Source organism: Aeromonas sp. s8 (assembly GCF_040907785.1).
GTDB lineage: Bacteria > Pseudomonadota > Gammaproteobacteria > Enterobacterales > Aeromonadaceae > Aeromonas > Aeromonas veronii.
Window position 1 is genome coordinate 39,956 of the sequence record NZ_JBFOCL010000023.1, and the last position, 26,305, is coordinate 66,260.

Genomic DNA, 26,305 nt, shown 5'->3' on the forward strand with positions numbered 1-26,305 from the left:
GGGGATGCGCGTCCCGAGTGGCGGGCAGGCCTGCCGTACTCAGAGGCGGCGGCGATACTCCTTGTCATCGATCTGGTTCATATCCCACTGCATCAGGCGGTTGAGCTGCTGCATGGGATCCTCGATGAGCGACAGTGGGCGCGGCAGGATCCGCTTGAAGTAACGGCGCAAGGCCTGCTGGATCCGGTTCGGTTTGAGGGGGTTGGCGTGGCTCATGATGGTGCTCCTCTGCGGTGGTTCTCACGTTCGCCAGCAGTATTGAGCTAAAATGCGGAAGTAAAAACTGATGACTTACAGCAACAGGATTTCCTCTTTTATGCCGACCGGTCGCCTCTACCAGCAATTTCAACGACTCGCCCAGCAGCTTGGCTGCGATGAGCGGGAGATTAGCCTCGCCGAGGTGGCGGATCTGCTCTGCTGCACCCCGCGCAACGCCCGCCTGCTGTTGCGGCGGATGCAGGATCAGGGCTGGCTCAGCTGGTCGGCCGAAGCGGGGCGGGGGCGGCGCTCCCGGCTCACCCTGCTCGACAGTCAGGAGAGCCTGACCCGGCGCCGCTTGCGGGATCTGCTCAGCCAGGGCCAGCTGGCGCAGGCGGTACGGCTGGCCGAAGATCGCCTCGATCTGCTCACCCCGCTGCTGATCGAGCAACTCGGTCAGGCCACCCGCGAAGGGCGCCAGATCCTGCGGGTGCCCTACTACCGGCCGCTGCCGCAGTTGCTGCCCACCGGCCCGATGCGCCGCTCCGAAATTCACCTGAGCCGCCAGATCTTCAACGGCCTGACCCGGCGAAATGAGGAAAATGGGGAAATCGAAGGGGATCTCGCCCACCACTGGGAGTGTCTGGGCCCCTGCCACTGGCGCTTCTACCTGCGTCCGGCTGTGCGTTTTCATCACGGCCGCGAGCTGGTGGTGGAGGATGTGATGGAGAGTCTGCTGGCCCTGCGGGATCGCCCGCTGTTCGCCCATCTGGATCGGCTGGAGAGCCCCTGGCCGCGCACGCTGGATCTCTATCTCGACAGCCCGGATCCCTGGCTGCCCCACCTGCTGGCCGAACCGGTTGCGACCATTTTGCCGCGAGAGCTCAAGGGGGAGGTGGGCTTTGCCCTGCAACCGGTGGGCACAGGCCCCTACCGGGTGGCCGCCAACGATCCCCTGCATCTTTGCCTTGCGGCGTTTGACGACTACTTCGGCCTGCGGGCCCTGCTCGACGAGATCGATATCTGGATGCTGCCGGAGCTGGCGGAGCGGCTGGAGACCCACCTGCAGCTTGGGCGCGACAGCCCTGAGCTCGGCACCATGCGCGGCGAATCGGAGCTGGAGTCGGGCTGCTACTTCCTGCTGCAGGACGATCGTTCCGGATCCTTGCAGGATCCCGCCCTGCGCCAGTGGCTCGGCCAGCTGCTCAATCCGGTGGCCCTGATGGGGCGGGTCGCCCCCGAGTTGCAACGGGGCTGGACCAGCGCCCTCGGCCTGCTGCCCCACTGGCGCGAAGCGCTACCCGCGCCCTTGCCCATACCGGCGCAGTTACCGACGACCTTGGTGCTTGCCTGCTTCAACCAGCATCTGGAGTTCAACGAGTGCGCCAACGCCATGAGCAGCCTGCTGGCCGAACAGGGGATCCGGCTGGAGGTGCGCACCCTCGATTACGGTCGCTGGGTGAGTGGCGAGGATGAAGACGTGGATCTCTGGCTCGGCACCCTCAACCTCGAACATGCCGGCCCCTTTGCCCCCTACGCCTGGTTGCAGGGCACCCCGTTGCTGCGCAAGGTGTGGAGCAGTCAGCATGAGTTGTGGCAAGGGTTGATGCAGTGGCGCGCCAGCGGTGAGGAGCCTGGCCCCCGCGCCCTGCTGGCAACGGTGCAGCAGCAGAGCTGGTTTGTGCCGCTGTTTCACCACTGGCTGGAGCTGGAGAGCCGGGTCGGCGTGCACGGGGTGCGGATGACGGCGCTCGGCTGGTTCGATTTTCGCAGCGCCTGGCTGCGGCCCGAGCCGCCCCATCAGCCCGCAGAGGCGCCATAGTTCATCCAATTTCTGTCGCGGCCGATGGGCGCTCCGCGGCCGCTTGCGTGAAAGATCCGTAAATCGGCCGCTGCTGCACAGTTTGTGTCACGCCTCTGTGCCATGCTGTTTCAGGTTATGGACAGCAGAGCAAATGAGGAAAACGATGAGCAACAATTCAGACAGTTCCGCAGGAAAATGCCCGGTCATGCACGGGGGAACCACCTCCGTCGAGACGTCCAGAATGGAGTGGTGGCCGAAGAGCCTCAACCTCGACATTCTTCACCAACACGATACCAAGACCAATCCGCTGGGGGCCGGTTTCAACTATCGGGAAGCCTTGAAGGGGCTCGATATGGCGGCCCTCAAGCAGGATGTGACCGCCCTGATGACCGACAGTCAGGAGTGGTGGCCCGCCGACTGGGGCCACTACGGCGGCCTGATGATCCGCATGGCCTGGCACTCGGCCGGGACTTACCGCATCGCCGATGGTCGCGGCGGTGGCGGCAGTGGCAACCAGCGTTTCGCCCCCCTCAACTCCTGGCCGGATAACGCCAACCTCGACAAGGCCCGTCGCCTGCTGTGGCCCATCAAGAAGAAGTACGGCAACAAGATCAGCTGGGCCGATCTGATCATTCTGGCGGGCACCGTGGCCTATGAGTCCATGGGGCTCAAGACCTTCGGCTTTGCCTTTGGCCGTGAGGATATCTGGCACCCGGAGAAGGATATCTACTGGGGATCGGAGAAGGAATGGCTGGCGCCCAGCGGCAAGCCGGGCGGTCGTTACTCCGGCGAGCGGGATCTGGAAAACCCGCTGGCGGCGGTAATGATGGGGCTTATCTACGTCAACCCGGAAGGGGTGGATGGCCAGCCCGATCCCCTGAAAACCGCGCAGGATATGCGGGTCACCTTCGCCCGCATGGCGATGGATGATGAAGAGACGGTGGCGCTGACCGCCGGTGGCCACACTGTCGGCAAGGCTCACGGCAACGGCGATGCCAAGCAGCTCGGGCCCGAGCCGGAAGGGGCCAGCCTCGAGGAGCAGGGGCTCGGCTGGATCAATCACCACAGCCGCGGCATCGGCCGCAACACTGTGACCAGCGGCATCGAAGGGGCCTGGACCACCCACCCGACCCAATGGGACAACGGCTACTTCGAGCTGCTGTTCAAGTACGACTGGTGGTTGCAAAAATCTCCGGCGGGGGCCCATCAGTGGGAACCGATCAATATCGCCGAAGAGGATATGCCGGTGGATGTGGAGGACCCGTCGATCCGCTGCAAACCCATGATGACGGATGCCGATATGGCGCTCAAATTCGACCCCGAGTATCGCAAGATTGCCGAGCGTTTCCGCGATGATCCGGCGGCCTTCTCCGACGCCTTCGCCCGCGCCTGGTTCAAGCTGACCCACAGGGATATGGGGCCGAAGAGCCGCTATGTCGGCCCCTATGTGCCGACAGAAGATCTGATCTGGCAGGATCCGGTGCCTGCCGGACGTGCCGATTATGACGTGGCGGCGGTGAAGGCCAGGATTGCCGCCAGTGGCCTCTCCATCAGCGAGCGGGTCACTACCGCCTGGGATAGTGCCCGAACCTTCCGAGGCTCCGACAAGCGGGGCGGAGCCAACGGCGCCCGCATCCGGCTGGCGCCCCAGAAGGATTGGCCGGGCAACGAACCGGCGAAGTTGGCAAAGGTGCTGGCGGTCTATGACAAGCTGGCGGCCGAGTGTGGCGTCAGCGTTGCGGATCTCATCGTGCTGGGGGGCAACCTCGCCATCGAGCAGGCTGCCCAGGCCGCCGGAGTGACGGTGAGCGTGCCGTTTGCGCTGGGCCGGGGGGATGCCACTCAGGCTCAGACCGATGTGGCCTCGTTCGAGGTGCTGGAGCCGCTGGCCGACGGCTTCCGCAACTGGCTGAAGCAGGACTATGTGGTGACGGCGGAGGAGTTGCTGCTGGATCGTGCCCAGCTGATGGGGCTCACCGCTTGCGAGATGACGGTGCTGGTTGGCGGGATGCGGGTGCTCGGCACCAACCATGGCGGTACCGGGCACGGGGTCTTTACCGACCGGGCCGGGGTGCTCAGCAACGACTTCTTCGTCAACCTGACCGACATGGGCTACCAGTGGCTGCCGAAAGCGAGCAATCTCTACGAGATCCGCGATCGCCGCAGCGGCGCGCTGAAGTGGACGGCCACCCGGGTGGATCTGGTGTTCGGCTCCAACTCTGTGCTGCGCGCTTATGCCGAGGTCTATGCCCAGGATGACAACAAGGAGAAGTTTGTCTGTGACTTCATCACCGCCTGGAACAAGGTGATGAATGCGGATCGCTTCGATCTGCTCGGCTAGTCCCCGAGCCGTTTGGTTATCTGCACCAGCCCCGCACACCCAAGGTGTGCGGGGCTTTTTACTGCCTGCTTTTTTTGCAGAGCACCAAAACCCGCCGCACTGCGACACCTGCTGGCCGTTCGTGCAGGGTCGTGGGCATCCCTGTCCTTGGCCCAGCAGTATCATGTAACATGCTGATCCGCTGGTGATGCCCGGCGGCCACCCATTGGCCACTGATGTCCCATGAACGGACAAGGACAGAAACAAAGAGACAAGGAGTCAACCCATGCTGGAAATGCAGATCCAACCCCGCTTTCAGGAGACGGATGCCCTCGGCCATATCAACAATACGGTGCCGGCGGTCTGGTTCGAATCGGCGCGGGATCCCCTGTTCCGGATCTTCTCCCCCGATCTGGATGTGCATAACTGGCATCTGATCATCGCGGGCTATACGGTGCAGTTCAAACGGGAGCTGTTCTACGGCCAGCCGGTCACCATCAAGACCGGCGTGCGCCGCATTGGCACCAGTTCATTTACGGTCTGGCAGGAGGCCTGGCAGGGCGGCGAACTGGCCGTCACCGCCGAAACGACCCTGATCCATTTTGACTACCGGGCCCGCCAATCCCTGCCCCTGAGCGATGCTCACCGGGAAGGGCTGCGGGCCTGGCTGACAGAGAGTTAACCACGGGCCGGATGGCCCATCACAGGAGTGTTATGTACAACTCAATGCGCAACACAGCGATCGCGCTGACCCTGGGATTCTGCTCCCTCCCTTCTCTGGCCGCTTCTCTCGCCGAGCAGTTTACCCTGATGGAGAAGGGGGCCGAGAGCGCCCTCGATACCCGTCAATTCAGCCATGACGGCGTCGATATCAAGGCCTGGATCGATGGCGCCCCCGTCATCATCGCCGTGCCCATCATGAACGAGCTGGGCAAGCTGGAAGGGGAGAGCCGCTACTACTTCAAGGGCGGCAAGCTGTTCGGGGTCAAAGAGCCCGCCGCCCAGTTTGCCTTTGACGACAGCGGCAAGCTGACCCAATGGCTGGACGAGAAGGGTAAGCCCGCCGAGTTCGTCAGCAAGATGAGCATGCAGCAGCGTCAGGAGTGGCTCACCAAGCGAGCCGCCGAGCTGAGCAAGCTGTTTGTGGTGAGCGCGGCCGAGCAGAAGGCGGCCAAGGGGGGCGTCAAGCTGAAGGGGGCGGATCTCGCTCACTGGCTCTGCAACGGCAAACTGATGGATCTCGCCCACGGCGACAAGGTGATCTTCGAGCAGGATAAGCTGAAGATTGTCGAGCAGGGGATCGAGGGGGAGGTCTCCCTGCGTCAGGAGAAGGGGTGGCAGGAGCTGAGCCTCAAGTGCGAGGTGCAGGGCACCCAAGTGACCCGCCTCACCTGGCAGCCGCTGCCGGGTGCCAACAAGCCGCAATAAGCGCAATAGCAAGGGGGCCCATCGCGGGCCCCCTTCTCATTCGGTGTGTGGCTCCCCCAGCTTGAGCCGGGTGAGCGCCTCGACCCGGCGCCACTGTCCGGGTTCGAACCAGCGGGCCAGCAGCTCCTGCTGCTGTTCGGCCCGGGCCTCGTTCGGCAGTTGTCTGAGCTCGGCCAGAAAGCCGCTGAGCTGCTCCTCGAACCCTTGCCGGTTTTGCTCCAGCTGGCGCATCCGATCCACCGCTTCCGGCCCCCCCGTCTCCAGCAGCAGAGCCTCCCGTTTGGCCGGGTCCATCTGCGCCAGCTCTTGCAACTCCTCAAGCAGACGGCTGTTGGCCTCCGCCTCGCGAAACCAGCCCGGTTGCTCCGCCAGCCAGAGATCCAGCTCGCTGGCCAGCTGCGACTTGTCGCTGTCTCTTGCCTCCGCCAGCGCCCTGCGGCGCAGGGTCAGCTGCTCCATCAGTCGATCCTCGGCAAACAGCTGGGCCTGCTCCGCCGGGGTAAAGCTCTGCTGGCGCAGCTGCTCCCGCTCGTCAAACAGGATCTGCAAGCTGGCGAGGGAGATCTCGGTGGGCACCGTCAGGCTGCTCTGGGCGGAGACAAAGGTGCGATAGCGCGCCTGCAGGGCATCGGCGGCCTCCTGCTCGGGATCGTGCGGGTGGCTCTGTGCATGCTGGCTGGCTTGAGTGGGGGATGAGTCTGCCGTCGGTGCTGTGGGCCAGAGCAACACCCCGCCAAGCAGCAGGGTGATGGCGCAGGGCACGACGAGCAGGGTGGCTATCTTCATAGTCCCAGCTCCTTGAGACGGTTGGCATGCTGGCGATAGAGGGTGACCGGATCGGTCTCGAACAGATGGTGGATACCGAAGGACTGGTTCACTTCGTCCAGATGGTTCATCCGGTAGCCGGTGCCGATCACCTTGCCGAGATGGCTGCTGCAGACCCCGACCAGTCCGTCATTGGGCTCCTTGAAGAAAGCGCCGGTCAGCGCCAGCGCCGGATCCACCGGATCCAGCAGATTGGTCAGGTTGCCGCGCCCGCTCCAGGAGAAGTAGTAGACGCCGTTGGTCGCCTGCATCGGCCCCTCACCGCAATAGCGGCTGGGCAACCCCTCCGGGTAGCGCTGGTTGAACTGGCTGGCTCCCTTGCTGGTGAGGGCATCGAGGGCGGCGACCGGATCTTGCGGCAGCTGGCTCCCGCCCGAGAGCAGTGAAATCATGCCGGAGAGGGCGTGGGCCGCGGCGGCCGCCAGCTTCTCGGCGGCGCTGCCGGGGGCGGCATTGGCCCGCACCAGATCGGCAATCTCGGAGCCATAGTTGACCCCGCCGACGCTGGTGGCGGAGGCGACCAGCTCGGGGGAGACCGAGGCGACATAGCGGATGGTGGGGCCGCCGTGGGAGTGGCCGATGAGGTTGACCTTCTCGGCGCCGGTGGCTGCCAGCAGCAGCTCAACCTGGGCGAGCAGTTGCTCCCCCCGTTGTTCCGAACTGGCGGTGGCCGACACCTGGGCCACGTAGACTTTGGCTCCATCCCGGCTCAGGGCCTGGGGAATGCCGTAGAAGTAATCGACCCCGAGCAGCTTGTCGAAGCCGAACAGGCCGTGCACCAGCACTATGGGGTAGCGGGTCTGGGTGTATCCGCTGGCGTGTGCCAGCATGGGCAGGGTGCAGAGCAGCACCAGAAGCCATCTCTTCATCATCAGCATCCTTGTTGATTCGTGAGGAACAGATTGTGTGGCGTACTCCATGTTCGCCGGTGCCAGTATGGTGGCTGCTGACGGGAGAGGCTGTGAGGGGGATCGCAACTCGGGATTCAAAAGGGATTCAGGGCGCGGGCGGGGAGGCTGTGCTCCCCGCCCTGCGGCTTATTGCCACTCCACCAGGTGATACTGCTTCTTGCCCCGGCGCAGCAGCAGGTAGCGGCCAAACAGCCGATCATCGGCACTCAGCTGTTCATCCTGCTTGATCACACCATTGAGGCTGATGGCGCCCGCCGCCAGCAGTTCGCGGGCGATGCGTTTGGAGTTCGCCAGACCGCAGCTGACCAGCAGGCTGACCAGATCCGTCTCGCCGCTGAAGGTGCTGCTCGGCATGCCATCCTGCGCCAGCTGGGCCAGATCGCTCTCGCCGAGGCGAGCTACGTCGCCGCTAAACAGCAACTCGCTGATGCGCTGCACTGCCGCCAGCGCCGCCTTGCCGTGTACCAGCTCGGTCAGCTCGTTAGCCAACACCTGCTGGGCCTGCTTGCGCCCCTGCCGCTTCGCGTCTTCCGCTTCCAGTGCATTAATCTCGCTCAGTGACATAAAGCTGTAGTAGCGCAGGAAGCGGTAGACATCCTCATCCGCAGTGCCGAGCCAGAACTGATAGAAGGCGTAAGGGGAGGTGAGCGCCGGATCGAGCCAGACCGCGCCCCCTTCGGTCTTGCCGAACTTGGTGCCGTCTGCCTTGGTGATAAGGGGCAGGGTCATGCCGTGTACCTGCGCCTGATGGAGGCGGCGGGTGAGATCCATGCCGCTGGTGATATTGCCCCACTGGTCGTTGCCGCCAATCTGCAGGGTGCAACCGAGCCGCTGGTACAGCACCGCAAAGTCGTAGGATTGCAGCAGGGCGTAAGAGAACTCGGTGAACGAGATGCCCTGATCCGGGCGGGCCAGTCGCTGGCGCACCGACTCCCGCGCCAGCATGGCGTTGACCGAGAAGTGCTTGCCGATATCCCGCAGAAAATCGAGGGCGGACATCTGCCCCATCCAGTCGCCATTGTTGACCAGTTGCGGGGCCGACAGGCCATCATCGGCGGGCAGCAGCGCCCTGATTTGGGCCGACAGGCTGGCGACCCAACCCTGCACAGTATCGGCACTGTTGAGGCTGCGCTCGGTCGCCTTGAAGCTGGGATCGCCGATAAGGCCGGTTGCCCCGCCCACCAGTGCCACCGGGGTGTGGCCCGCCAGCTGGAAGCGGCGCAGCATCAAGAGCGGCACCAGATGACCGATATGCAGGCTGCCGGCGGTGGGATCGAACCCGCAATAGACGGTGCGCGAGGTGGCAAGATGATCGGCCAGGGCCGCCGGGTCGGAATTCTGGGCCACAAGGCCGCGCTCGGTCAGCTCATCGAGCAGGTGGGGGTTGATCATGTGTGCTCCAACAACAGGGGAAAAGCCGTCATCCTCGCCGTTCTGGCTGGTGGCGGATATGTCCCCTGAGGGACAGTTTTGCCACTCTCGTGCTAGCATTCAGCCATAGCGGAGAATCGCTCCCCGTCACCGGAAACGTGCCAACATGACCCAGCCATTCACCACAGATGCCTTGACCCGCAGCATGACCGAGGTGGTCGATGCCCTGCACAGCAGCGCCTTTGCGGCGGCGCTGGTGCGGCTGATCCAGCAGCAGGTGGCGTTTGATTGCGCCCTGCTGCTCGGGGTGGGGCAGCGGCCCGTCTACCTCTACGACAACCTCAACCATCAGCGGGCTCTGCTGTTTGATCGCTACCTCACCAGCCACTTCAGTCAGGATCCCTTTATGCAGGCGCTGGAACAGGGCTTGCCTGCCGGCGTCTGGACCCTGGCGCAGGTCTCCCAAGGGCGGCTCGATCCCGAATATCGCCACCACTTCTATCAGGCCACCGGCTGGCAGGAGGAGGTGGGGCTGATCCTGCCGGTGCGGGACGGACTGACGCTGATGCTGTTTCTGGGGCGGCTCGACAAGCGCAGTACCCTCAGTCGTGACGAGCTGGCGAGGCTGGAGCAGCTGTTCCCGCTGGTGCATTCGCTCTGTCGTCAGCAGTGGCGGCAGAGCCAGCCGCTGTTGGCCCAGAGCATTGCGCTGCCAGACTGCGCCAGCCTCCGGAGTGCGGTGGAGCAGGCTATGGCGAGTGTCGGGGGGGATCTGCTCACCCGGCGCGAGCGGCAGGTGGCGGAGTTGTTGCTGCAGGGGCTGGATACGGAGGCGATTGCCGCGGAGCTCGGGATTGGCAGCGGTACGGTGAAGAATCACCGCAAGCATCTCTATGGCAAGCTGCGGCTCGGCTCGCGGGCAGAGCTGTTCAATCTCTTTCTGAACCACCTCATTACGGCGCCGATGGAGGCATCCCCCGTTTCATCGATGGGAGATACAACGAGCCCACCATAGGGCGGGCCGGGGTTACTCGAGGCGCGGGATGGGGGGATTGGTTTCGGGCAGGATACTGAGCAACTGGTAGCGCTTCACCAGCTGCTTGTATTCATCCCCCTGTCTGACCTTGTCCAGCGCCTGTTGCAGGCGGGCAACCTGTTGTTTGTCTGCCCTCAGGTTGAAGGCGAAGCAGTTGTCCTGCTCTTCAAGAATCGCGACGGTGACAAAATCCTCGCTGGGGAAACCCAGCTCCTTGGCCTGATGGCGCAACATCACCTCGTTGCCCGCCACCAGATCGGTGCGTGCCATGATGAGCTGGCGCACCACCTGCTCCATGCGCTCCACCGACATCATATTGCCCGGGCTGATCCCGCGATTGAGCAGCAACTGTTCCCCGACATCCGCCTGCATCACGCCGATCTGCAGCTTGGCGAGATCCGCTTTGCTGGCCACTTTGGGGGCATCCTGCTTGCGGCCGACCAGCGCGACCCTGGAGTGGCTGATTGGGCAGACCCAGAGGAAGTGGGGATCCCGCTCCTTGGTATGCGCCGTGGTAAAGAGCACGGCCTCTTGCTGTTGGGTCAGCAGATACCAGCCGCGGGCCCAGGGCAGAAAGTGGATGGGTTGCTCCGGCTCCCCCATTTCGCGCCACATCAGGCGCAGCAACTCGACCGCCAACCCCACAGGCTGACCATTTTTATCCTGGCCATTGAGTGGCATGTTCTGCTCCGAATAGTAGAGAAGTGCCGGAGCCGGGAGCGCGATAAACAGGGCGAGAGAAGCGAGAGCAGGGAGCAGACGACGCATGATGCACTCCTTGTGCGGGTAGTTACCTAACAGTCTATGTGGCCTTTTCCATAACGTCATGATCCGGTAGCGGGATAAAAAACAGGCCACCTTGCGGTGGCCTGTCGGTTTATTTGAGCAGGGCTTCCATCTCCGCCTCTGCCTTGGCGCGAGCCTTGGCTTCCGCCGCTCTGGCGGCATCGGCAATGCTCTCTCCGGCCGTATGAGAGGCGGCACTGACGGCCTGCCGGGCGGGTTCGGCAACAGCCTTGGTTGCCTCTTGCGTCACGGTAGCGGCGGCACTGCTGACTGCCTGTTTGGCCGGAGCGACAACGGCTTTGGTGGCTTCTTGCGTCGCGGTTGCTGTGGCGCTGCTGACGGTCTGTTTGGCAGGAGCGGCAACGGCTTTGGTGGCTTCCTGTGTCACGGTCGCCGCGGCACTGCTGACGGTCTGTTTGGCTGGAGAGGCAACAGCCTTGGTGGCTTCTTGGGTCGCAGCGGCGCTGTTGACGGTTTGCTTGGCAGGAGCAGCAACGGCCTTGGTAGCTTCTTGCGCCGCGGTCGCAGCGGCGCTGCTGACGACTTGCTTGGCAGGAGCGGCAACGGCCTTGGTGGCTTCCTGCGTCACGGTGGCAGCTGCGCTGCTGACGGCTTGCTTGGCAGGAACGGCAACGGCCTTGGTAGCTTCTTGCGTCACGGTGGCAGCAGTGCTGCTGGCTGCCTGTTTGGCAGGCGCAGTGACTGCGGTGGTCGCACTGCGAGTCAGGTCGGTCGCGCTCTGGCTCACCGCTTGGGTGGCCTGTCTGGTGGCCTGTCTGGTGGCGTGGGAGGCTGCGCCGCTGATGGCTTGACTTGCGCTGTTGGTCAGCGAGCCGGTGACGCCGCGGGTTACTGTGCCCAGCGCGCTGCCAAGGGAGAAGGGGGAGGTGCCACTCTGACTGGTTGCCGCACCGGTCAGGGCATTGGCCGCCGGGGTGAGCTGGCTGGTGGGGGTCTGCCAGCCCTGCATGGCGGTTGGCCAGGTCGGTGCCGTGCCCGCCAGATTTTCGCCGAAGGTCAGGGTGGTGCCATCCCCTTTTTGCAGCAATACAGACATCTGGTTGGTTTGCGAGTTCCACACCATCCCCGCCTGCTTGGCGATATCCGGCACGGGCGCATATTCGGAGACCACATAGAAAAGCGGCCCCTCCTGCTGTAACTTGTCGGCAGTCTTGAGCAACTGCATGGTGCTGTCGTAGTTGGGGCCAAGGATGGCGGTCATCCGGTCCTTGATCAGGGGTTGTTCGAACAGATTGACCTCGTTCGGGTCAAAGCCGACCAGCGGCTTGAGCAGGGCCCACATCAGCTGACTGGTGGGGCTCATCATCAGCAATGGGGCAACGCAGGCGGACAACATCAGGCTCAGGCAGGCCGCCTGAAGCAACGGCATGATACGCATTGGGATAATATCCAAATAACGATTTGATAAATAAGGTTATATTTTGTCAGGACGTGACAAATTCACCGGAAGTTTGCGCGTGGCAGCGAGAGACTGCCCGCAGGCGCTGGCAGGCTACCATATTGGTTCCACAATGCCAGCAGGCAGTATGATTGTCAGTCAAGTAAACCCCGGGGCTGGTCGACTCTTCGAGAGTGCCTCCCATCGAAACAGGATCCCCCTCATGAAAAATGTACTGCTCTGCCTGCTGGCTTACCTCTGGCTCGCCCCCGCTCTGGCCGCATCCAAAACCACTGTGGTGGGCGAGTCTGCCAGTCCCGAGCTGGTGCTGCCACTGGGTTCGCTGCCCGAGCGGGTCTGCTGGTTTGCGGATCAGAAATATTCTGAAGGGGCCCGCATTCTGCAGGGTGATATCTGGCTGGAGTGTGGCCCGCAGAACGACCTCGAGAGCAATGGCCCGCTGGCCTGGCACTCTCCTGCGGTGGTGTCGCCTGCCACCCGTGGTGCGAAAGATCAGAAGACGATTTCCGTGGGTCAGTGAGGCTTTTCTTGATCCAGCTAAAGACATGGACGTGATCCCTGTCGCATAATGCAGCTCCTTTCTTCTCTTGGCTGGAACCTAAGAAATGGCTCGTCGCTCTTCCAATGCACAACGTCGTCGCAGTAGCTGGTGGTACAAACGCCTGTTGGCAAGGGAGCGGGAAGAGCGCGAAGCGCGTTCCGTCCGGGATTGATACAGCATTGAAAAACGGAGCCTCGGGCTCCGTTTTTGCGTTTATTACTCTTAGCAGAATAACAACGGGGGCCATCAGGCCCCCGTTTTGTTTTTGTAGAGTTTTCCTGCTTGCGGCTTAGCGCTGCAAGGCAGCCAGTGCCAGTTCGACCCGCTTGGCGTATTCGGGGTCGGCCTGCTCGAAGTGTTTGAGCTGGGCCGCGACGATGGCGTCATCCTCCACATTGATAAGGGAGCGGGCCAGGTTGGCGGCGAGCCGTGAACGCTGCCCCTCGTCCATGATGCGGAACAGGTTACCCGGCTGGCTGTAGTAGTCGCTGTCGTAGTCACGGAAGTCGTAGTGCAGGGCGGCCCCTTCCAGACTCAGCGCCGGTTCGTGCTGTTCGCTCGGCTGCTGGGTACCGAAACGGTTCGGCTGATAGTTGGGGCTGGCGCCGCCATTGCTGTCTGCCCGCATGGCACCGTCGCGGTGGGCACCGTGATGGAACGGGCAGCGCGGGGCGTTGACCGGCAGCAGACCGTGGTTGACGCCAAGGCGATAGCGCTGGGTGTCACCGTAGGAGAAGAGTCGCCCTTGCAACATGCGATCCGGCGAGAAGCCGATCCCGGGCACCACGTTAGCCGGGGTAAAGGCGGCCTGCTCCACATGGGCGAAGTAGTTGTCCGGGTTCTGGTTGAGCTCCAGCACGCCCACCGGGATCAGCGGGTAGTCGCTATGCGGCCACACCTTGGTGAGGTCGAACGGGTGGATGTTGTAAGTCTGGGCTTCGGCCTCCGGCATCACCTGCACATAGACCTTCCAGCGCGGGAAGTCGCCCCGCTCGATAGCGTTGAACAGATCCGCCTGACTGGTCTCCCGATCCTGCCCGACGGCGGTGGCGGCCTCTTCATCGGTGTAGAAGCTGTGGCCCTGCTCGGTCTTGAAGTGGAACTTGACCCAGAAGCGCTCGTTAGCATCGTTGATAAAGCTGAAGGTGTGGCTGCCGTAGCCGTTCATCTCCCGCAGGCTCTTGGGGATGCCGCGATCGCTGAACAGTATGGTGACCTGATGCAGGGATTCCGGATGGCGTGACCAGAAGTCCCAGGCGGCGGTGGCGCTGCGCAGGTTGGTGCGCGGATCCCGCTTCTGGGTGTGGATGAAGTCAGGGAATTTCAGCGGATCGCGGATGAAAAAGACCGGGGTGTTGTTACCCACCAGATCCCAGTTGCCCTGCTCGGTATAGAACTTGAGAGCGAAGCCGCGCACGTCGCGTTCGGCATCGGCGGCGCCTTTCTCACCGGCCACGGTGGAGAAGCGCAGGAATACAGGCGTCTGCTTGCCGATGGCGCTGAACAGATCGGCCTTGCTGAACTGGCTGATGTCGTGGGTCACGGTAAAGGTGCCGTAGGCGCCCGAGCCCTTAGCGTGAACCACCCGCTCGGGAATGCGCTCGCGGTCGAAGTGGGCGAGTTTCTCCATCAACCAGATATCTTGCATCAGGATGGGGCCGCGCGGGCCGGCGGTGAGGCTGTTGTTGTTGTCGACGACGGGGGCGCCGTTGGCGCTGTGCAGGGTCTTGTCAGTCATGGCTTCTCTCCTTGTTGATATGGGGTCAGCCTACGGATCTGCGCCGTGCTCGGCCAATGGGCCTTTCCTCGCCCTTTGATAGGCAAGACAAATGGGTGCAGGTGGGGGATGTGTAACCGCGCCGGATATTGCATGATGGTGGCTTCGAGAAGGAGCCTCATATGCAGATTACTATCCGTCATGCCGAACCCGCTGATGCCCCCGCCTTGCGGGATCTGTACGCCATGCCTAATGCCCAGGCGGGCACTTTGCACTTGCCTATGCCTCCCCTTAGCCAGTGGCAGAAACGGTTGGAGAGCGACAGCGTGGTGGCACTGGTCGCCGACGTTGACGGCCTGCTGGTAGGCCAGCTATCGCTGCTGGTTGAACCCAATCCGAGACGCAAGCATGTGGCCGGTATCGGCATGGGAGTGCGGGATGACTGGGCTGGCAAGGGGGTGGGCTCCGCCCTGATGGCCGCGGCGCTGGATCTGGCCGATAACTGGCTCAACCTGCACCGGATTGAGCTGACCGTCTATACCGACAATGAGGCCGCACAGGCGCTCTATCGCAAGTTCGGTTTTACCGAGGAGGGGCGAGCCCGTGACTATGCCTTCCGCCAGGGGCGCTATGTAGATGTGTTCCATATGGCCAGAGTCGCGGGGGGCGCCAGTCGCTAACGGCATGGTCGACTATCAGGCCAGATTGCGCCCGGTGATCCGGGCGCTGGAGCAGAATCCCGATCTCTCCATCGAAACGCTGGCGAGCAGTGCCTGCTTGTCTTTCTACCATTTTCACCGGGTGTTTACGGCTGTGGCGGGGGAGACGCCCGGGGAGATGTGTCGTCGTCTGCGCATCCAGCGGGCTGCTTGGCAGCTCTGCTATTCCGATGCCAGTGTCACGGCCATTGCGTTGGGGGCGGGGCTCGCCAGCTCCCAGGCGTTTGCCAAGGTATTTCGCCGTTACTATGGTTGCACGCCGGGAGAGTTTCGCCGCGACAAGAGCAAGAATGGACACTTGATGAGCAAGGATGGACACGCACTTGTGCAGCCGAATCCTTATGCTGAGGGTCACTCATCAGCAAGGAGCAATACCATGAAAACCATCGAGATGGACGCCCGCACTCTGGCCTATATGCGTGTCACCGGCCCCTATGGCGAGGGGTATGACCCCGTCTGCAGCCAGCTGCATCAGTGGGCCAGCGCCCGCGGTCTGGAAGGTGGGGAGTGGATCTTCATCTATCACGATAACCCCGAGGTGACTCCGCCAGCCCAGTGTCGCACTGACATCGGGGTGACGGTGCCTGCGGGGACGGTGGGGATGGGAGCGGTCGAGATCCAGCTTATTCCCGCCGGTCGTTACGCCCAGTCCCGTTATCTTATTACCGACCGCAGTCAGTATGGCCCGCGTTGGCAGGAACATATCGGCGACATCGTTGCTGCCGGGCTGGAGTTTGGCAATGGTCCCTGCTTTGAGCTTTATCACAGCATGAGCGATGATCCGGTGCAGGACGATGTCAGCTTTTGCTCCAGCCTCAAGGGGTAGGGCGCAGAAGGGAAAGCTGAGCGGTACATCATGTCGCGCAGAAATTAGAGAGCCGGACAGTGTCCGGCTCTTTTGCATCTGGCGGTTGGGCGGCGGTTAGCGCTGGAACCCCTTCTGGGCGAACTTGGGACGGGCGTTCATGATCTGCTCCACCTGCTCGTCGCTCATCTTGCCGCGCGACAGCCCCAGCACCTTGTAGGTGAGCAGTGGTCGGGCGGGCAGGGCGATCATCAGGGCGCGGATCTGGTTCTCGTCATCCTTCTCCCGGGTCGGCTTGCCGTAGGCGTAGGTGAGGACGCCGGCATCCATCAGGTTTTTGACGGCGGGCTCGGTGATCGGCAAGTTTATGACGCTTTTACGCTGCAGCACGAACTCGCGCAGCACCGCCTTCTCGTTGAAGTCGAGGAAGCCGATCATCTGGGCCAGCTGATCCTGCTGACGGCGCGCCTGCCACTCTTCGCATGCCCACTCCCAGGCGATCAGGAAGCCCTGACTGCAGAAGTAGGAGATGGCGATCAGCATACCGACCCCCAGCCAGGCCGCATGATCCGCAGCCCACTGGCTGACGGCCCCTTTCATCAGCCCAGCCGGAAACAGCAGAATGATGCTGCAGCAGAGCAACAACCAGACCATCAGCCAATTGAGGCGGTTCAGTTGATAGAAATGTTGGATCCACCGTTTCATTGTTCATCCTTCCCAAACTGTTGTGGATAGTGAACTACCTACAGCAATCGGTGTGCCAACAGCGCAATAGCGGTGGGGAGGAGGGACTGGCGAGGTTACATTCCCTTACAACTTATTGAATGAATTGTCATTAATTTGCCTTGTGAGGCGGCGGTCGAGTTGCTAAAACGTCCCCTCAGTCATTGGGGAGTAGCAACCCGCCCGAATTCCGGGCCGGGCCCATGTCAACACTCTTGGATCCTCGTATCCATGGCATGGGCGGCGATAGGCACTATCGCTCTGCAAGACCTTTGGCCTCGATATGCACGCCAGCCGGGCGAGCCATGTCGGGTCCATCGGTTATTCTGCTCGCCTGGCGGTATCTATTATGTTGATTACCCTGCTGTTATTTCTCGTCTCTGCGGTCACCATCTACCTTGCCTGCGAATATTTCGTCAATGGCATCGAGTGGACCGGCCACCACTTCAAACTCTCCCAAAGTGCCACTGGCTCGCTGTTGGCAGCGCTAGGCACGGCACTGCCCGAGTGCATCGTGACCCTGACCGCCCTGCTGATGGGCAACACGACCGCCCAGCAGGAGATCGGCATTGGCGCCGCCCTCGGCGGGCCGCTGGTGTTGGCGACCATCGGCTATGCAGCGGTCGGTCTCACCCTGCTGCTTTGCATGGGGCGTACCGAGCGGGCCATCGATGGCGAGGTGCAGCGCGAGATTGGCCGGGATCAGCTCTGGTTTATCGGGATCTTTCTGGTGGCGACCGCACTGGGTCTGGTCGCCTTTACCGGCAAGAGCTGGCTGGCCCCGCTTTTCCTGCTGGTCTACCTCGTCTATGTAAGGCGCGAGCTGAAACAGAGTGACAGCCACGAAGTCGAATTGCCGGAGCCCCTCAAGCTGGCCTCAGATGCGGTGATCCCGCCCGTTGGCAAGGTGCTGTTGCAGACGCTGGCTGCGCTGGTAGTGGTGGCGCTGGCGGCCCAGCTGTTTGTTCATCAGCTGGAGAGCGTGGGCGAACTGTTTGGCCTCTCGCCGGTGCTGGCAGCCCTGCTGTTGAGTCCGGTGGCGACCGAGATGCCGGAGCTGATGAACGTGCTGATCTGGGTGCGACAGGGCAAGAACCGGCTGGCGCTGGCCAATATCTCCGGGGCCATGATGATCCAGGGCATTATCCCCAAGGCCTTCTGTCTGCTCTTTACCCCCTGGTTGCTGGATGGCGCCATGATGGCCTCCTCGCTGGTGACGCTGCTGGCGGTGGGGGTGCTCTGGTGGGGGTTCAGAAAGGGGGTGATGACCGCCGGGCGGTTGGCACTGGTGGGCTTGCTCTATCTCGGCTTCTGCGGCTGGCTGCTGGTGAGCTGAAACGGGGAGCGCGGATATGAAAAAGCCCCCTGCCAAGGGGGCTTTGTTGTATCGGTTGGGGCGGTGCTTACAGCGCGGCGATCTCGGCCTGCTGGGCTTCCAGCTTGGTCAGCTGGAGACGGTAATCTTCCAGCTTCTCGCGCTCTTTGGCGATGACCGCTTCCGGCGCCTTGGCGACGAAGGCTTCGTTGCCGAGTTTGCCTTCGATACGGCCGCACTCGCCCACCAGACGGGCAACCTCTTTGGCCAGACGGGCTAGTTCGGCATCCTTGTCGATGAGACCGGCCATCGGGATCATCAGCTCGGTAGCACCGATCAGCTTCTTCACTGACAGCGGGGCGGTTTCACCGTCCGCCAGTACGCGGATGGATTCCAGACGGGCCAGCGACTTGAGGAAGGCCTCGTTGTCAGCGGCGCGCTGGGCATCCTTGGCATCGCACTGGAGCAGCACGTTGAGGGGCACGCTCGGGGCCACGTTCATCTCGGCGCGGATGTTGCGGATGCTGACGATGAACTCCTTCACCCACTCCTGATCCGCCATCGCGGCTTCGTCCACCTTGGTGGCGTCGAACTCCGGGAAGGCCTGAATCATGATGGTGTCGGCGTGTACGCCAGCCAGCGGAGCGACCGATTTCCAGATGGTCTCGGTGATGAACGGGATGATCGGGTGCGCCAGACGCAGCAGGGTTTCCAGCACAGTTACGAGGGTGTGGCGGGCAGCGCGCTGCTCGGCCTCGGAACCCTTGGTCAGCACCGGCTTGGTCAGCTCCAGATACCAGTCACAGAACTGGTTCCAGATAAATTCGTACAGCACGCCTGCCGCGATATCGAAGCGGTAGGTATCGAGGGCGGTACGGAAGTCACGGATGGCAACTTGCAGCTGGGACTGGATCCAGCGATCCGCCAGACTGAACTGCATCTCGCCACCGGCAAAACCGCAGTCCTGATCTTCGGTGTTCATCAGCACATAGCGGGAGGCGTTCCACAGCTTGTTGCAGAAGTTGTTGTAGCCGTCCAGGCGCTTCATGTCCCAGTTGATGTCACGACCGGTAGAGGCCAGCGCGGCCAGAGTGAAGCGCAGGGCGTCGGTACCGTGGGCATCGATCCCTTCCGGGAATTGCTTGGCGGTACGCTTGGCGATCTTCTCGGCCATCTGCGGCTGCATCATGTTGCCGGTGCGCTTCTCCAGCAGATCTTCCAGCGAGATACCGTCGATCATGTCGAGCGGGTCCAGCACGTTGCCCTTGGACTTGGACATCTTCTGGCCCTCTTCGTCACGGATAAGACCGGTGATGTAGACGGTCTTGAACGGGACTTGCGGCTGGCCGTTTTCGTCCTTGATGAAGTGCATGGTCATCATGATCATCCGGGCAATCCAGAAGAAGATGATGTCGAAGCCGCTCATCAGCACGTCGGTCGGGTGGAAGGTCTTGAGTGCCTCGGTGTTGTTCGGCCAGCCCAGAGTGGAGAAGGTCCACAGGGCGGAGCTGAACCAGGTGTCGAGCACGTCTTCGTCCTGACGCAGTACGGTTACGGCCGGGATGCTGTGCTTGGCGCGCACTTCGTCTTCGCTGCGGCCAACGTAGACATTGCCTGCGTCGTCATACCATGCCGGGATGCGGTGACCCCACCACAGTTGACGGGAGACGCACCAGTCCTGAATGTCGCGCATCCAGGAGAAGTACATGTTTTCGTACTGTTTCGGCACGAACTGGATACGGCCATCTTCCACCGCCTCGATGGCGGTCTTGGCCATCGGAGCCACGCGCACGTACCACTGGTCGGTCAGCATCGGCTCGATGGGCACGCCACCGCGATCGCCGTAAGGCTGTTGCAGTATGTGATCCTTGATCTCGTCCAGCAGACCCAGCTCTTCCAGCTTGGCCAGAATCGCTTTACGGGCGGCGAAGCGCTCCAGACCGGCGAACTCGGCCGGCAGGGTTGCGTCATAGGCGGTGCTCGGGTTGCCGTTGGTATCGACCACTTCGGCCTCGGCACGCACGTGGGCGTCCAGAGTGAAGATGTTGATCATCGGCAGGCTGTGGCGCTTGCCCACTTCGTTATCGTTGAAGTCGTGAGCAGGGGTGATCTTCACGCAACCGGTGCCCTTCTCCATGTCGGCGTGTTCGTCGGCAACGATGGGGATCAGACGGTTCACCAGCGGCAGCAGGATGTGCTGGCCGATCAGCGCCTTGTAGCGCGGGTCTTCCGGGTTCACGGCCACGGCGGTATCGCCCAGCATGGTCTCCGGACGGGTGGTGGCGACGATCAGGTAATCTTTGCCTTCGGCGGTCTTGGCGCCGTTGGCCAGCGGGTAGCGCAGGTGCCACATGTGGCCCTTGATTTCGCGGTTCTCCACTTCCAGATCGGAGATGGCGGTGTTGAGTTTCGGATCCCAGTTCACCAGACGCTTGCCGCGGTACATCAGGCCATCTTCGTAGAGACGGACAAACACTTCCTGCACGGCAGCGGAGAGACCCTCATCCATGGTGAAGCGCTCGCGCTCCCAATCCACGGAGTCGCCCAGACGGCGCATCTGGCGGGTGATGGTGCCACCGGACTCTTCCTTCCACTGCCAAATCTTGTCGATGAAGGCATCACGGCCGTAATCGTGGCGAGTCTTGCCCTCTTCTGCAGCGATCTTGCGCTCAACCACCATCTGGGTGGCGATACCGGCGTGGTCGGTACCTGCCTGCCACAGGGTGTTTTTGCCCTGCATGCGGTTGTAGCGGATCAGGGTATCCATCAGGGTTTGCTGGAAGGCGTGACCCATGTGCAAGCTGCCGGTGACGTTCGGCGGCGGGATCATGATGCAGAAGGAGTCTTTGCTGGTGTCGCCGTGGGGCTTGAAGTAACCCTGGGCTTCCCAGTGCTGATAGAGCGCCTGTTCGATGGCGTTGTGATTAAAAGTCTTTTCCATGGTCTCGCCGTAATCTGGATGGATGGAGTCTGGTGTTGATTCTTTATGGATCAATTGGTTGCAGTCAGGGCTGCGCCGGATCCGGTGCGGCAAGGACGGGCTGATCCCTCATTTCGAGGGTATGGCCTGCCTGGCGATAGTGCTTGTAGCGCTCGCGGGCTTGCTGCTTTTGTGTTTCGTCAGTGGGGACAAAATCTACCACTTGAGCGAAGTGTCCTGCAAACAAAGGTGTCGCAGTGGCCAGATTGATGAGGCGGGCGTAGCGCCGTTTCGGTGGCTGATAGCCGATCTCCACCGGGGCCATGCCGCTTTCGCCTTGCAGCTGGTGCGGCACGAAGCGCTCCGGCGGCAGTTGCCACAACAGCTCGTCCAGACGCAGAGCCTGGGCCCCATCGTTGCAGAACAGGTAGAGATGGCCCGCGCCCCACGACTCGGCCGCAAGAGTGCAGGCCAGTCGCTCGACCGCAGAGGCCTGCGCGTCATCCTGTTCGCTCATCAGGTAAAAGGTCACTTGGCTCATCAGGTTGATCCCGTTTTGCGGTGACGGACTGTTGACCGCCTCATGAGGCTGACGGGGCGTTTCCCGTCCGCAGCTCACTGATTCAAGAATGAAACAAGGAAGAGGCGGGCCTCTTCCTTGTGGTTCAGGGTAACGCCAACCCTTCCGATGCAGCCATCGGCAGGGGCCGGAGAGTTACTCTTTCTCTTCGATATCCACGCCAGCCCGGTTCAGCAGGAACTGGGTCAGCAGGGGCACCGGACGACCGGTGGAGCCTTTGTCTTTGCCACTCTTCCAGGCAGTCCCAGCGATATCCAAGTGGGCCCAGTTGTACTTCTTGGTGAAGCGTGACAGGAAGGCGGCTGCGGTGATGGTACCGGCCGGACGACCGCCGATGTTGGCCATGTCGGCGAACGGGCTGTCGATCTGCTCCTGATACTCGTCAAACAGCGGCAGACGCCATGCGCGATCGCCAGCCTGCTCGGAGGCGTTGAGCAGCTCGTGGGCCAGCGGGTTGTGGTTGGCCAGCAGACCCGAGGTGTGGTGACCCAGCGCGATGACGCAGGCACCGGTCAGGGTCGCCACGTCGATCACGGTTTCCGGATCGAAGCGGTCCACATAGGTCAGCGCATCACACAGCACCAGACGACCTTCCGCATCGGTGTTGAGCACTTCGATGGTCTGGCCGGACATGGAGGTGAGGATGTCACCCGGGCGATAGGCGTTGCCACCCGGCATGTTCTCGCAGCCTGCCAGCACGCCGATGACGTTGATCGGCAGTTGCAGCTGGGCCAGCGCATGCATGGTACCGAGCACGGAGGCTGCGCCACCCATGTCGTACTTCATCTCGTCCATGCCGTCGGCCGGCTTGATGGAGATGCCGCCGGAGTCGAAGGTCAGACCCTTGCCGACCAGCACGATGGGCTTGGCATCCGGATGACCCTTGTATTCGATGATGGCCATCATGGCTTCGTTGTCGGAGCCGCGGGCCACCGCCAGATAGGAGTTCATGCCGAGCTCGGCCATCTCCTGCTCGCCCACCACCTTGGTGGTGATGTTGTCGTAGGCATCGGCCAGACGACGGGCCTGGGAGGCCAGATAGGCCGGGTTGCAGACGTTGGGCGGCATGTTCGCCACGTCGCGGCAGACCCGCACACCCTTGGCCACGGCCAGACCGTGAGCGATGGCTTTTTCACCAATGGTCAGTTCCCGACGCGTCGGCACGTTGAATACCAGCTTGCGCAGCGGGCGACGTGGCTCGGCCTTGTTGGTCTTGAACTGATCAAAGCTGTAGAGGCCCGCCTTGGTGGTTTCTACCGCCTGGCGCACCTTCCAATAGGTATCCCGACCCTTGACGTGCAGCTCAGTGAGGAAGCAGACCGCTTCCATGGAGCCGGTTTCGTTCAGGGTGGTGATGGTCTTGTTGATGATCTGCTTGTACTGGCGTTCGTCGAGTTCCCGCTCCTTGCCGCATCCGACCAGCAGTACGCGCTCGCTGAGCACGCCCGGTACTTGATGCAGCAGCAGCATCTGGCCTGGTTTCCCTTCCAGGTCGCCACGGCGCAGCAGCGAACTGATATAGCCATCGCTGATCTTGTCCAGTTGTTCGGCAACCGGGGAGAGGCGACGAGGCTCAAATACGCCGACTACGACGCAGGCGCTCCGTTGCTTCTCTGGACTGCCACTCTTTACACTGAACTCCATGGAATCTCCTACATCCTAAAGACAAAAGGCACCTTTTATTGAATAATGCGGTGCTTGTTGGGGTATCAGAGGCGGAGCGAACAGCCACAGGCTCCGCAGTTCAAACTGGTAAAAATCCAATATACGGCCCTATTTTTCAGGCATTCGACTAAAAACACAAGTTTACTTGGGAATGACTGTGATCGTTTTCCGATATTTGTTCAGGGAAACCCTGAAAACCCAGCTGGCAGTGTTATTCGTATTGCTGCTTATCTTTGTCAGCCAACAATTTATCAAGATCATCGGTGATGCCGCCGATGGCGAGGTGCCGACACGTCTGGTCTCCACCCTGCTGCTGCTCAACTTGCCCAATATGGCGCTGTTGATGCTGCCTATCAGTCTCTTTTTAGCCATTTTGTTTGCCCATGGTCGCCTCTACGCCGAAAGCGAGATGACGGTGATGCATGCGGTCGGCTTCAGCCACCGTTTCGTGATGCGCAGCGCCATGTTGCTGGCCTTGCTGACGGCGGTGGTTGCGGCGTTCAACACCGGCTGGATCGCCCCACAGGCCAAGGAGCGCGAGTATCAGGTGATCGACGAGTTCAAGGCGGATCCGGGTATCTCCTTCCTGCAGGCGGGCCGCTTTATGGAGCTCGACAAGGGGCGTCTGGTTGCCTATATCCAGGATTTGAACGACAACGGCTCAAAACTGCAAAAGATCTTCGTGCTGCAGCGGGCGGAGGGGAACAATCCTCCCTCGGTGGTGGTGGCGAGCGAAGGGGTGGTGACGGTCGATGAGAACGGTCTGCAGTGGCTGACTCTGATGGATGGTTCCCGCTACGAGGGGAACTTCTCCGGCAAACAGTTCCAGATCTCCGATTTTCGCGAATATGGTCTGGTGATCCGCCAGCAGGAGATGGAGCGTTCCAACCGCAAGGCGGCGGCCAAGCCGACCATGGAACTGTTCGGTACCCAGGACAACGCCATGATGGCGGAATTGCAGTGGCGTATCTCGCTGCCCCTCTCCATTCCGGTGCTGACCCTGCTGGTGGTACCGCTGGCGCGGGTCAACCCCCGTCAGGGGCGCTACGCCAAGCTGTTGCCGGCCATCATGCTCTATCTCTCCTACTTCCTGCTGCTCAGCGCCGCCCGTTCGGCCATCGACAGCGGTCGGCTGCCCTACTGGCCGGGGATGTTCCTGGTGCCGCTCGGTTACCTGCTGTTTATCGGCCTGCCCCTCAATCTGCAGGGCACCAGCTGGTGGAACGGGGTGAAAGGGCGCTATTTCAACAGAAAATCAGCATGATGCTGCAACATAGGAACTTCTGCTGATGTTTGGCATTCTCGATAGGTATATCGGTAGGGTCATCTTTATGTCGATCCTGCTGTGTGAAATCACGCTGGTTGGTCTGGCGGCGCTCATCAAGTATGTGGAGCAGCTCAAGTCGGTCGGTGACGGCAACTACGACATGATCAACGCCCTCTACTATGTGCTGCTCTCCATGCCCAAGGAGGCGGTGCTTTTCTTCCCGCTGGCCGCGCTGCTGGGTGGCCTGATTGGTCTGGGTCAGCTGGCGACCAGCTCCGAGCTGGTGGTGATGCAGGCGGCGGGTCGCTCCAAGATCAGTATCGTGATGGCGGCGCTCAAGACGGCGATCCCGCTGATGATCATGGTGGGGCTGATGGGGGAATATGTGGCCCCCATCGCCAAGCGGATGGCAGATGACATCAAGGCGGGCGCGCTCTCCGAAGGTCGTCTGACGGTTTCCGCCTACGGGGTGTGGGCTCGCGATGGCAACAACTTCGTCAATATCAACGGGGTGCGTAACGATGGCGCCCTCACCGGCATCACCCTCTATCGCTTCACCCCCGAGCGCAAGCTGATCGACGTGGTGCAGGCGCAGGAGGGTGTCTTCGAGCGTCACCACTGGCTGCTCAAGCAGACTCAGGTTACCCGCTTCGACGACCCGGCGCAGATCCGCAGCGAACAGCATGACAAGATGGAGTGGAGCTCGGAGCTGACGCCCAAACAGCTGGGGGTGGTGAGTATCGACCCCGAGAACCTCTCGGTCTCCGGTCTGCTCGACTACATCGGCTATCTCGACGCCAACAAGCAGGATGCCGGTCGCTACAAGCTGGAGATGTGGCGCAAATTGCTGTCACCGCTCTCGGTGGTGGCGATGATCCTGCTGGCATCCTCCTTCATCTTCGGCCCGCTACGCTCGGTGAGCATGGGGGCACGGATGCTGATGGGGATCATGACCGGCTTTGCCGTCTATGTGAGTGATCGGGTGTTTGGCCCCATCAGTCTGGTCTATGCGGTACCGCCCATTCTGGCGGCTATTGCGCCCAGTCTGCTGTTTGGCGGCATCTCCTTCTACATCCTCAGCCGCAAGCAGTAATCCGCACGAGGTTATGAGGAAATGCAAAGAGGGCACCTGTTGGTGCCCTCTTTCGTTGCTGCATTGCTTCGGTATTACTTGTTAAGCAATTCCAGATTTTCCTGCTTGCTCAGCACGATCACTTCGCACTCGGCCCAGATATCCTGAAACGCCCGCGGACGCTGGCGGTTGAACAGGCACATCAGGTTGCCCAGACCAAAGGCGGCGGTAGCGAGACGGATCAACGCCTGGGTAACGCGGATGTGGCTGCCATCCTCGTTCTGAATGCGCAGCCGCCAGGCGCGCATGCCGACGGTCTGGCCAGCTCGGGTCCAGAACCAGGTGTAGAAACCGCAGATGACGAAGGCGAGCCACAGGGTGTAGATCAGGCTCAAGTGGTGGCGGGTCAGCAACCAGACGGTATCTTCGCCCGCCGGTACGCTGGCCATGCCAGTGACCAGCAACAGCTTGGCGACACCCATGCCGATGAAGCCGGCGATGATCAGCAGTGAGGTCACCACCAGCGCATCATAGATGAGGGCGCCGAGGCGACGCAGCAGACCCGCTGACGGGTATGGCTGAGTGGCGGGAGAGGGGGATTTTTGTTGGACTTTTTTAGGCTTGGCCATCGTTTTTATTCCATTAAGATGATGGCGGCATTCTATGTAACTGGCCCCGCATCGGCAAGGCGTTGAATAAATGAACAAACGGGAGTGTTCAATCGAAAAACACCTTGCATGGCATCGCGCCATTCGTATAATCCCTCGCAGTTGCCCGGGTGGCGAAATCGGTAGACGCAGCGGATTCAAAATCCGCCGGTGAATAACCGTGTCGGTTCGAGTCCGACCCCGGGCACCATTATTAAACCCTGTTTGGTCAACA

The 26,305-nt window shown here is 61.7% G+C and carries 23 protein-coding genes, 1 tRNA gene and 1 riboswitch; of the genes, 12 read left to right on the forward strand and 12 right to left on the reverse strand.

Annotated elements, in window-relative coordinates; translation table 11 throughout:
- Positions 1-39 precede the first annotated feature (39 nt).
- Complete coding sequence (locus tag AB5Y86_RS07875) at positions 40-216, reverse strand: hypothetical protein (protein WP_368192528.1); 177 nt, start codon at positions 214-216, stop codon at positions 40-42.
- A 100-nt stretch (positions 217-316) separates the two neighbouring features.
- On the opposite strand from AB5Y86_RS07875, the gene sgrR reads away from it, so the two are divergent.
- The 4 genes from sgrR (at position 317) to AB5Y86_RS07895 (ending at position 5,750) form a co-directional block, all read left to right on the forward strand.
- On the forward strand, positions 317-2,020 hold the full coding sequence (gene sgrR / locus AB5Y86_RS07880; RefSeq protein WP_368192529.1) for an HTH-type transcriptional regulator SgrR: 1,704 nt from the start codon (positions 317-319) through the stop codon (positions 2,018-2,020).
- 145 nt (positions 2,021-2,165) lie between these two features.
- On the forward strand, positions 2,166-4,343 hold the full coding sequence (katG, locus tag AB5Y86_RS07885; protein ID WP_368192530.1) for a catalase/peroxidase HPI: 2,178 nt from the start codon (positions 2,166-2,168) through the stop codon (positions 4,341-4,343).
- Positions 4,344-4,608: 265 nt separating this feature from the next.
- A complete protein-coding gene (locus AB5Y86_RS07890) occupies positions 4,609-5,004 on the forward strand; it encodes a thioesterase family protein (RefSeq protein WP_005336457.1) in 396 nt (131 codons plus the stop codon).
- A 44-nt stretch (positions 5,005-5,048) separates the two neighbouring features.
- Positions 5,049-5,750 (forward strand): hypothetical protein, encoded by a 702-nt coding sequence (locus AB5Y86_RS07895; RefSeq protein ID WP_368192543.1) that lies wholly within the window; start codon positions 5,049-5,051, stop codon positions 5,748-5,750.
- A 36-nt stretch (positions 5,751-5,786) separates the two neighbouring features.
- On the opposite strand, the gene AB5Y86_RS07900 is transcribed toward AB5Y86_RS07895, so the two are convergent.
- From AB5Y86_RS07900 to tyrS, 3 genes are all read right to left on the reverse strand, one after another.
- Positions 5,787-6,536 carry a lipase secretion chaperone gene (locus AB5Y86_RS07900; protein WP_368192531.1) on the reverse strand — a complete coding sequence of 250 codons (750 nt, stop codon included), beginning with the start codon at positions 6,534-6,536 and terminating at the stop codon, positions 5,787-5,789.
- Positions 6,533-7,444, reverse strand: coding sequence for a lipase family alpha/beta hydrolase (locus AB5Y86_RS07905; RefSeq protein WP_368192544.1), 912 nt, complete (start codon positions 7,442-7,444; stop codon positions 6,533-6,535). The genes AB5Y86_RS07900 and AB5Y86_RS07905 overlap by 4 nt, the downstream gene beginning before the upstream one ends.
- Before the next feature lie 168 nt (positions 7,445-7,612).
- Complete coding sequence (gene tyrS, locus AB5Y86_RS07910) at positions 7,613-8,878, reverse strand: tyrosine--tRNA ligase (protein WP_368192532.1); 1,266 nt, start codon at positions 8,876-8,878, stop codon at positions 7,613-7,615.
- 145 nt (positions 8,879-9,023) lie between these two features.
- Here tyrS and AB5Y86_RS07915 point away from each other — a divergent pair, with 145 nt between their 5' ends.
- Positions 9,024-9,872 carry a LuxR C-terminal-related transcriptional regulator gene (locus tag AB5Y86_RS07915; RefSeq protein ID WP_368192534.1) on the forward strand — a complete coding sequence of 283 codons (849 nt, stop codon included), beginning with the start codon at positions 9,024-9,026 and terminating at the stop codon, positions 9,870-9,872.
- A gap of 12 nt (positions 9,873-9,884) precedes the next feature.
- Here AB5Y86_RS07915 and AB5Y86_RS07920 read toward each other — a convergent pair whose 3' ends face one another.
- Both AB5Y86_RS07920 and AB5Y86_RS07925 read right to left on the reverse strand, forming a co-directional pair.
- Positions 9,885-10,661, reverse strand: a complete 777-nt coding sequence (locus AB5Y86_RS07920; protein ID WP_368192535.1) for a substrate-binding periplasmic protein — start codon at positions 10,659-10,661, stop codon at positions 9,885-9,887.
- 109 nt (positions 10,662-10,770) lie between these two features.
- Positions 10,771-12,078, reverse strand: coding sequence for a hypothetical protein (locus AB5Y86_RS07925; protein ID WP_368192536.1), 1,308 nt, complete (start codon positions 12,076-12,078; stop codon positions 10,771-10,773).
- A gap of 223 nt (positions 12,079-12,301) precedes the next feature.
- On the opposite strand from AB5Y86_RS07925, the gene AB5Y86_RS07930 reads away from it, so the two are divergent.
- Positions 12,302-12,619 carry a DUF1496 domain-containing protein gene (locus AB5Y86_RS07930; RefSeq protein WP_368192537.1) on the forward strand — a complete coding sequence of 106 codons (318 nt, stop codon included), beginning with the start codon at positions 12,302-12,304 and terminating at the stop codon, positions 12,617-12,619.
- Between the two features lie 310 nt (positions 12,620-12,929).
- Here the strand turns inward: AB5Y86_RS07930 and AB5Y86_RS07935 are convergent, their stop codons facing one another.
- On the reverse strand, positions 12,930-14,378 hold the full coding sequence (locus AB5Y86_RS07935) for a catalase (RefSeq protein ID WP_005355226.1): 1,449 nt from the start codon (positions 14,376-14,378) through the stop codon (positions 12,930-12,932).
- A 161-nt stretch (positions 14,379-14,539) separates the two neighbouring features.
- Here AB5Y86_RS07935 and AB5Y86_RS07940 point away from each other — a divergent pair, with 161 nt between their 5' ends.
- Both AB5Y86_RS07940 and AB5Y86_RS07945 read left to right on the forward strand, forming a co-directional pair.
- Positions 14,540-15,037 (forward strand): GNAT family N-acetyltransferase, encoded by a 498-nt coding sequence (locus AB5Y86_RS07940; protein ID WP_368192538.1) that lies wholly within the window; start codon positions 14,540-14,542, stop codon positions 15,035-15,037.
- 4 nt (positions 15,038-15,041) lie between these two features.
- The gene (locus tag AB5Y86_RS07945) at positions 15,042-15,902 is read left to right on the forward strand and encodes an AraC family transcriptional regulator (protein WP_335818781.1); all 861 of its coding nucleotides are present in this window, start codon (positions 15,042-15,044) and stop codon (positions 15,900-15,902) included.
- A 96-nt stretch (positions 15,903-15,998) separates the two neighbouring features.
- Here AB5Y86_RS07945 and AB5Y86_RS07950 read toward each other — a convergent pair whose 3' ends face one another.
- Positions 15,999-16,586 (reverse strand): superinfection exclusion B family protein, encoded by a 588-nt coding sequence (locus tag AB5Y86_RS07950; RefSeq protein WP_005336432.1) that lies wholly within the window; start codon positions 16,584-16,586, stop codon positions 15,999-16,001.
- A 172-nt stretch (positions 16,587-16,758) separates the two neighbouring features.
- Positions 16,759-16,865, forward strand: a riboswitch (yybP-ykoY riboswitch).
- 88 nt (positions 16,866-16,953) lie between these two features.
- On the opposite strand from AB5Y86_RS07950, the gene AB5Y86_RS07955 reads away from it, so the two are divergent.
- On the forward strand, positions 16,954-17,940 hold the full coding sequence (locus tag AB5Y86_RS07955) for a sodium:calcium antiporter (protein WP_368192539.1): 987 nt from the start codon (positions 16,954-16,956) through the stop codon (positions 17,938-17,940).
- A 67-nt stretch (positions 17,941-18,007) separates the two neighbouring features.
- Here the strand turns inward: AB5Y86_RS07955 and AB5Y86_RS07960 are convergent, their stop codons facing one another.
- The 3 genes from AB5Y86_RS07960 to pepA form a co-directional block, all read right to left on the reverse strand.
- Positions 18,008-20,860: a valine--tRNA ligase gene (locus AB5Y86_RS07960; RefSeq protein WP_368192540.1), complete on the reverse strand. Its 2,853-nt coding sequence runs from the start codon at positions 20,858-20,860 to the stop codon at positions 18,008-18,010.
- A gap of 64 nt (positions 20,861-20,924) precedes the next feature.
- Entirely contained in the window at positions 20,925-21,380 is a 456-nt protein-coding gene (locus tag AB5Y86_RS07965) for a DNA polymerase III subunit chi (protein WP_368192541.1), read from the reverse strand.
- 174 nt (positions 21,381-21,554) lie between these two features.
- Positions 21,555-23,063, reverse strand: a complete 1,509-nt coding sequence (gene pepA, locus AB5Y86_RS07970) for a leucyl aminopeptidase (protein ID WP_005336423.1) — start codon at positions 23,061-23,063, stop codon at positions 21,555-21,557.
- Between the two features lie 172 nt (positions 23,064-23,235).
- On the opposite strand from pepA, the gene lptF reads away from it, so the two are divergent.
- Positions 23,236-24,348 carry an LPS export ABC transporter permease LptF gene (gene lptF / locus AB5Y86_RS07975; RefSeq protein ID WP_162515121.1) on the forward strand — a complete coding sequence of 371 codons (1,113 nt, stop codon included), beginning with the start codon at positions 23,236-23,238 and terminating at the stop codon, positions 24,346-24,348.
- 25 nt (positions 24,349-24,373) lie between these two features.
- Entirely contained in the window at positions 24,374-25,444 is a 1,071-nt protein-coding gene (lptG, locus tag AB5Y86_RS07980) for an LPS export ABC transporter permease LptG (RefSeq protein WP_021231808.1), read from the forward strand.
- Between the two features lie 74 nt (positions 25,445-25,518).
- On the opposite strand, the gene AB5Y86_RS07985 is transcribed toward lptG, so the two are convergent.
- Positions 25,519-26,052 carry an RDD family protein gene (locus tag AB5Y86_RS07985; RefSeq protein ID WP_005336420.1) on the reverse strand — a complete coding sequence of 178 codons (534 nt, stop codon included), beginning with the start codon at positions 26,050-26,052 and terminating at the stop codon, positions 25,519-25,521.
- Between the two features lie 143 nt (positions 26,053-26,195).
- On the opposite strand from AB5Y86_RS07985, the gene AB5Y86_RS07990 reads away from it, so the two are divergent.
- Positions 26,196-26,281: transfer RNA gene (locus AB5Y86_RS07990), tRNA-Leu, on the forward strand.
- The last annotated feature ends 24 nt before the right edge of the window (positions 26,282-26,305 follow it).

Coding starts and splice junctions, on each gene's coding strand:
- AB5Y86_RS07875 (WP_368192528.1), bottom strand. CDS start 216: ATGAGCCACGCCAACCCCCTCAAACCGAACCGGATCCAGCAGGCCTTG.
- sgrR (WP_368192529.1), top strand. CDS start 317: ATGCCGACCGGTCGCCTCTACCAGCAATTTCAACGACTCGCCCAGCAG.
- katG (WP_368192530.1), top strand. CDS start 2,166: ATGAGCAACAATTCAGACAGTTCCGCAGGAAAATGCCCGGTCATGCAC.
- AB5Y86_RS07890 (WP_005336457.1), top strand. CDS start 4,609: ATGCTGGAAATGCAGATCCAACCCCGCTTTCAGGAGACGGATGCCCTC.
- AB5Y86_RS07895 (WP_368192543.1), top strand. CDS start 5,049: ATGCGCAACACAGCGATCGCGCTGACCCTGGGATTCTGCTCCCTCCCT.
- AB5Y86_RS07900 (WP_368192531.1), bottom strand. CDS start 6,536: ATGAAGATAGCCACCCTGCTCGTCGTGCCCTGCGCCATCACCCTGCTG.
- AB5Y86_RS07905 (WP_368192544.1), bottom strand. CDS start 7,444: ATGAAGAGATGGCTTCTGGTGCTGCTCTGCACCCTGCCCATGCTGGCA.
- tyrS (WP_368192532.1), bottom strand. CDS start 8,878: ATGATCAACCCCCACCTGCTCGATGAGCTGACCGAGCGCGGCCTTGTG.
- AB5Y86_RS07915 (WP_368192534.1), top strand. CDS start 9,024: ATGACCCAGCCATTCACCACAGATGCCTTGACCCGCAGCATGACCGAG.
- AB5Y86_RS07920 (WP_368192535.1), bottom strand. CDS start 10,661: ATGCGTCGTCTGCTCCCTGCTCTCGCTTCTCTCGCCCTGTTTATCGCG.
- AB5Y86_RS07925 (WP_368192536.1), bottom strand. CDS start 12,078: ATGCGTATCATGCCGTTGCTTCAGGCGGCCTGCCTGAGCCTGATGTTG.
- AB5Y86_RS07930 (WP_368192537.1), top strand. CDS start 12,302: ATGAAAAATGTACTGCTCTGCCTGCTGGCTTACCTCTGGCTCGCCCCC.
- AB5Y86_RS07935 (WP_005355226.1), bottom strand. CDS start 14,378: ATGACTGACAAGACCCTGCACAGCGCCAACGGCGCCCCCGTCGTCGAC.
- AB5Y86_RS07940 (WP_368192538.1), top strand. CDS start 14,540: ATGCAGATTACTATCCGTCATGCCGAACCCGCTGATGCCCCCGCCTTG.
- AB5Y86_RS07945 (WP_335818781.1), top strand. CDS start 15,042: ATGGTCGACTATCAGGCCAGATTGCGCCCGGTGATCCGGGCGCTGGAG.
- AB5Y86_RS07950 (WP_005336432.1), bottom strand. CDS start 16,586: ATGAAACGGTGGATCCAACATTTCTATCAACTGAACCGCCTCAATTGG.
- AB5Y86_RS07955 (WP_368192539.1), top strand. CDS start 16,954: ATGTTGATTACCCTGCTGTTATTTCTCGTCTCTGCGGTCACCATCTAC.
- AB5Y86_RS07960 (WP_368192540.1), bottom strand. CDS start 20,860: ATGGAAAAGACTTTTAATCACAACGCCATCGAACAGGCGCTCTATCAG.
- AB5Y86_RS07965 (WP_368192541.1), bottom strand. CDS start 21,380: ATGAGCCAAGTGACCTTTTACCTGATGAGCGAACAGGATGACGCGCAG.
- pepA (WP_005336423.1), bottom strand. CDS start 23,063: ATGGAGTTCAGTGTAAAGAGTGGCAGTCCAGAGAAGCAACGGAGCGCC.
- lptF (WP_162515121.1), top strand. CDS start 23,236: ATGACTGTGATCGTTTTCCGATATTTGTTCAGGGAAACCCTGAAAACC.
- lptG (WP_021231808.1), top strand. CDS start 24,374: ATGTTTGGCATTCTCGATAGGTATATCGGTAGGGTCATCTTTATGTCG.
- AB5Y86_RS07985 (WP_005336420.1), bottom strand. CDS start 26,052: ATGGCCAAGCCTAAAAAAGTCCAACAAAAATCCCCCTCTCCCGCCACT.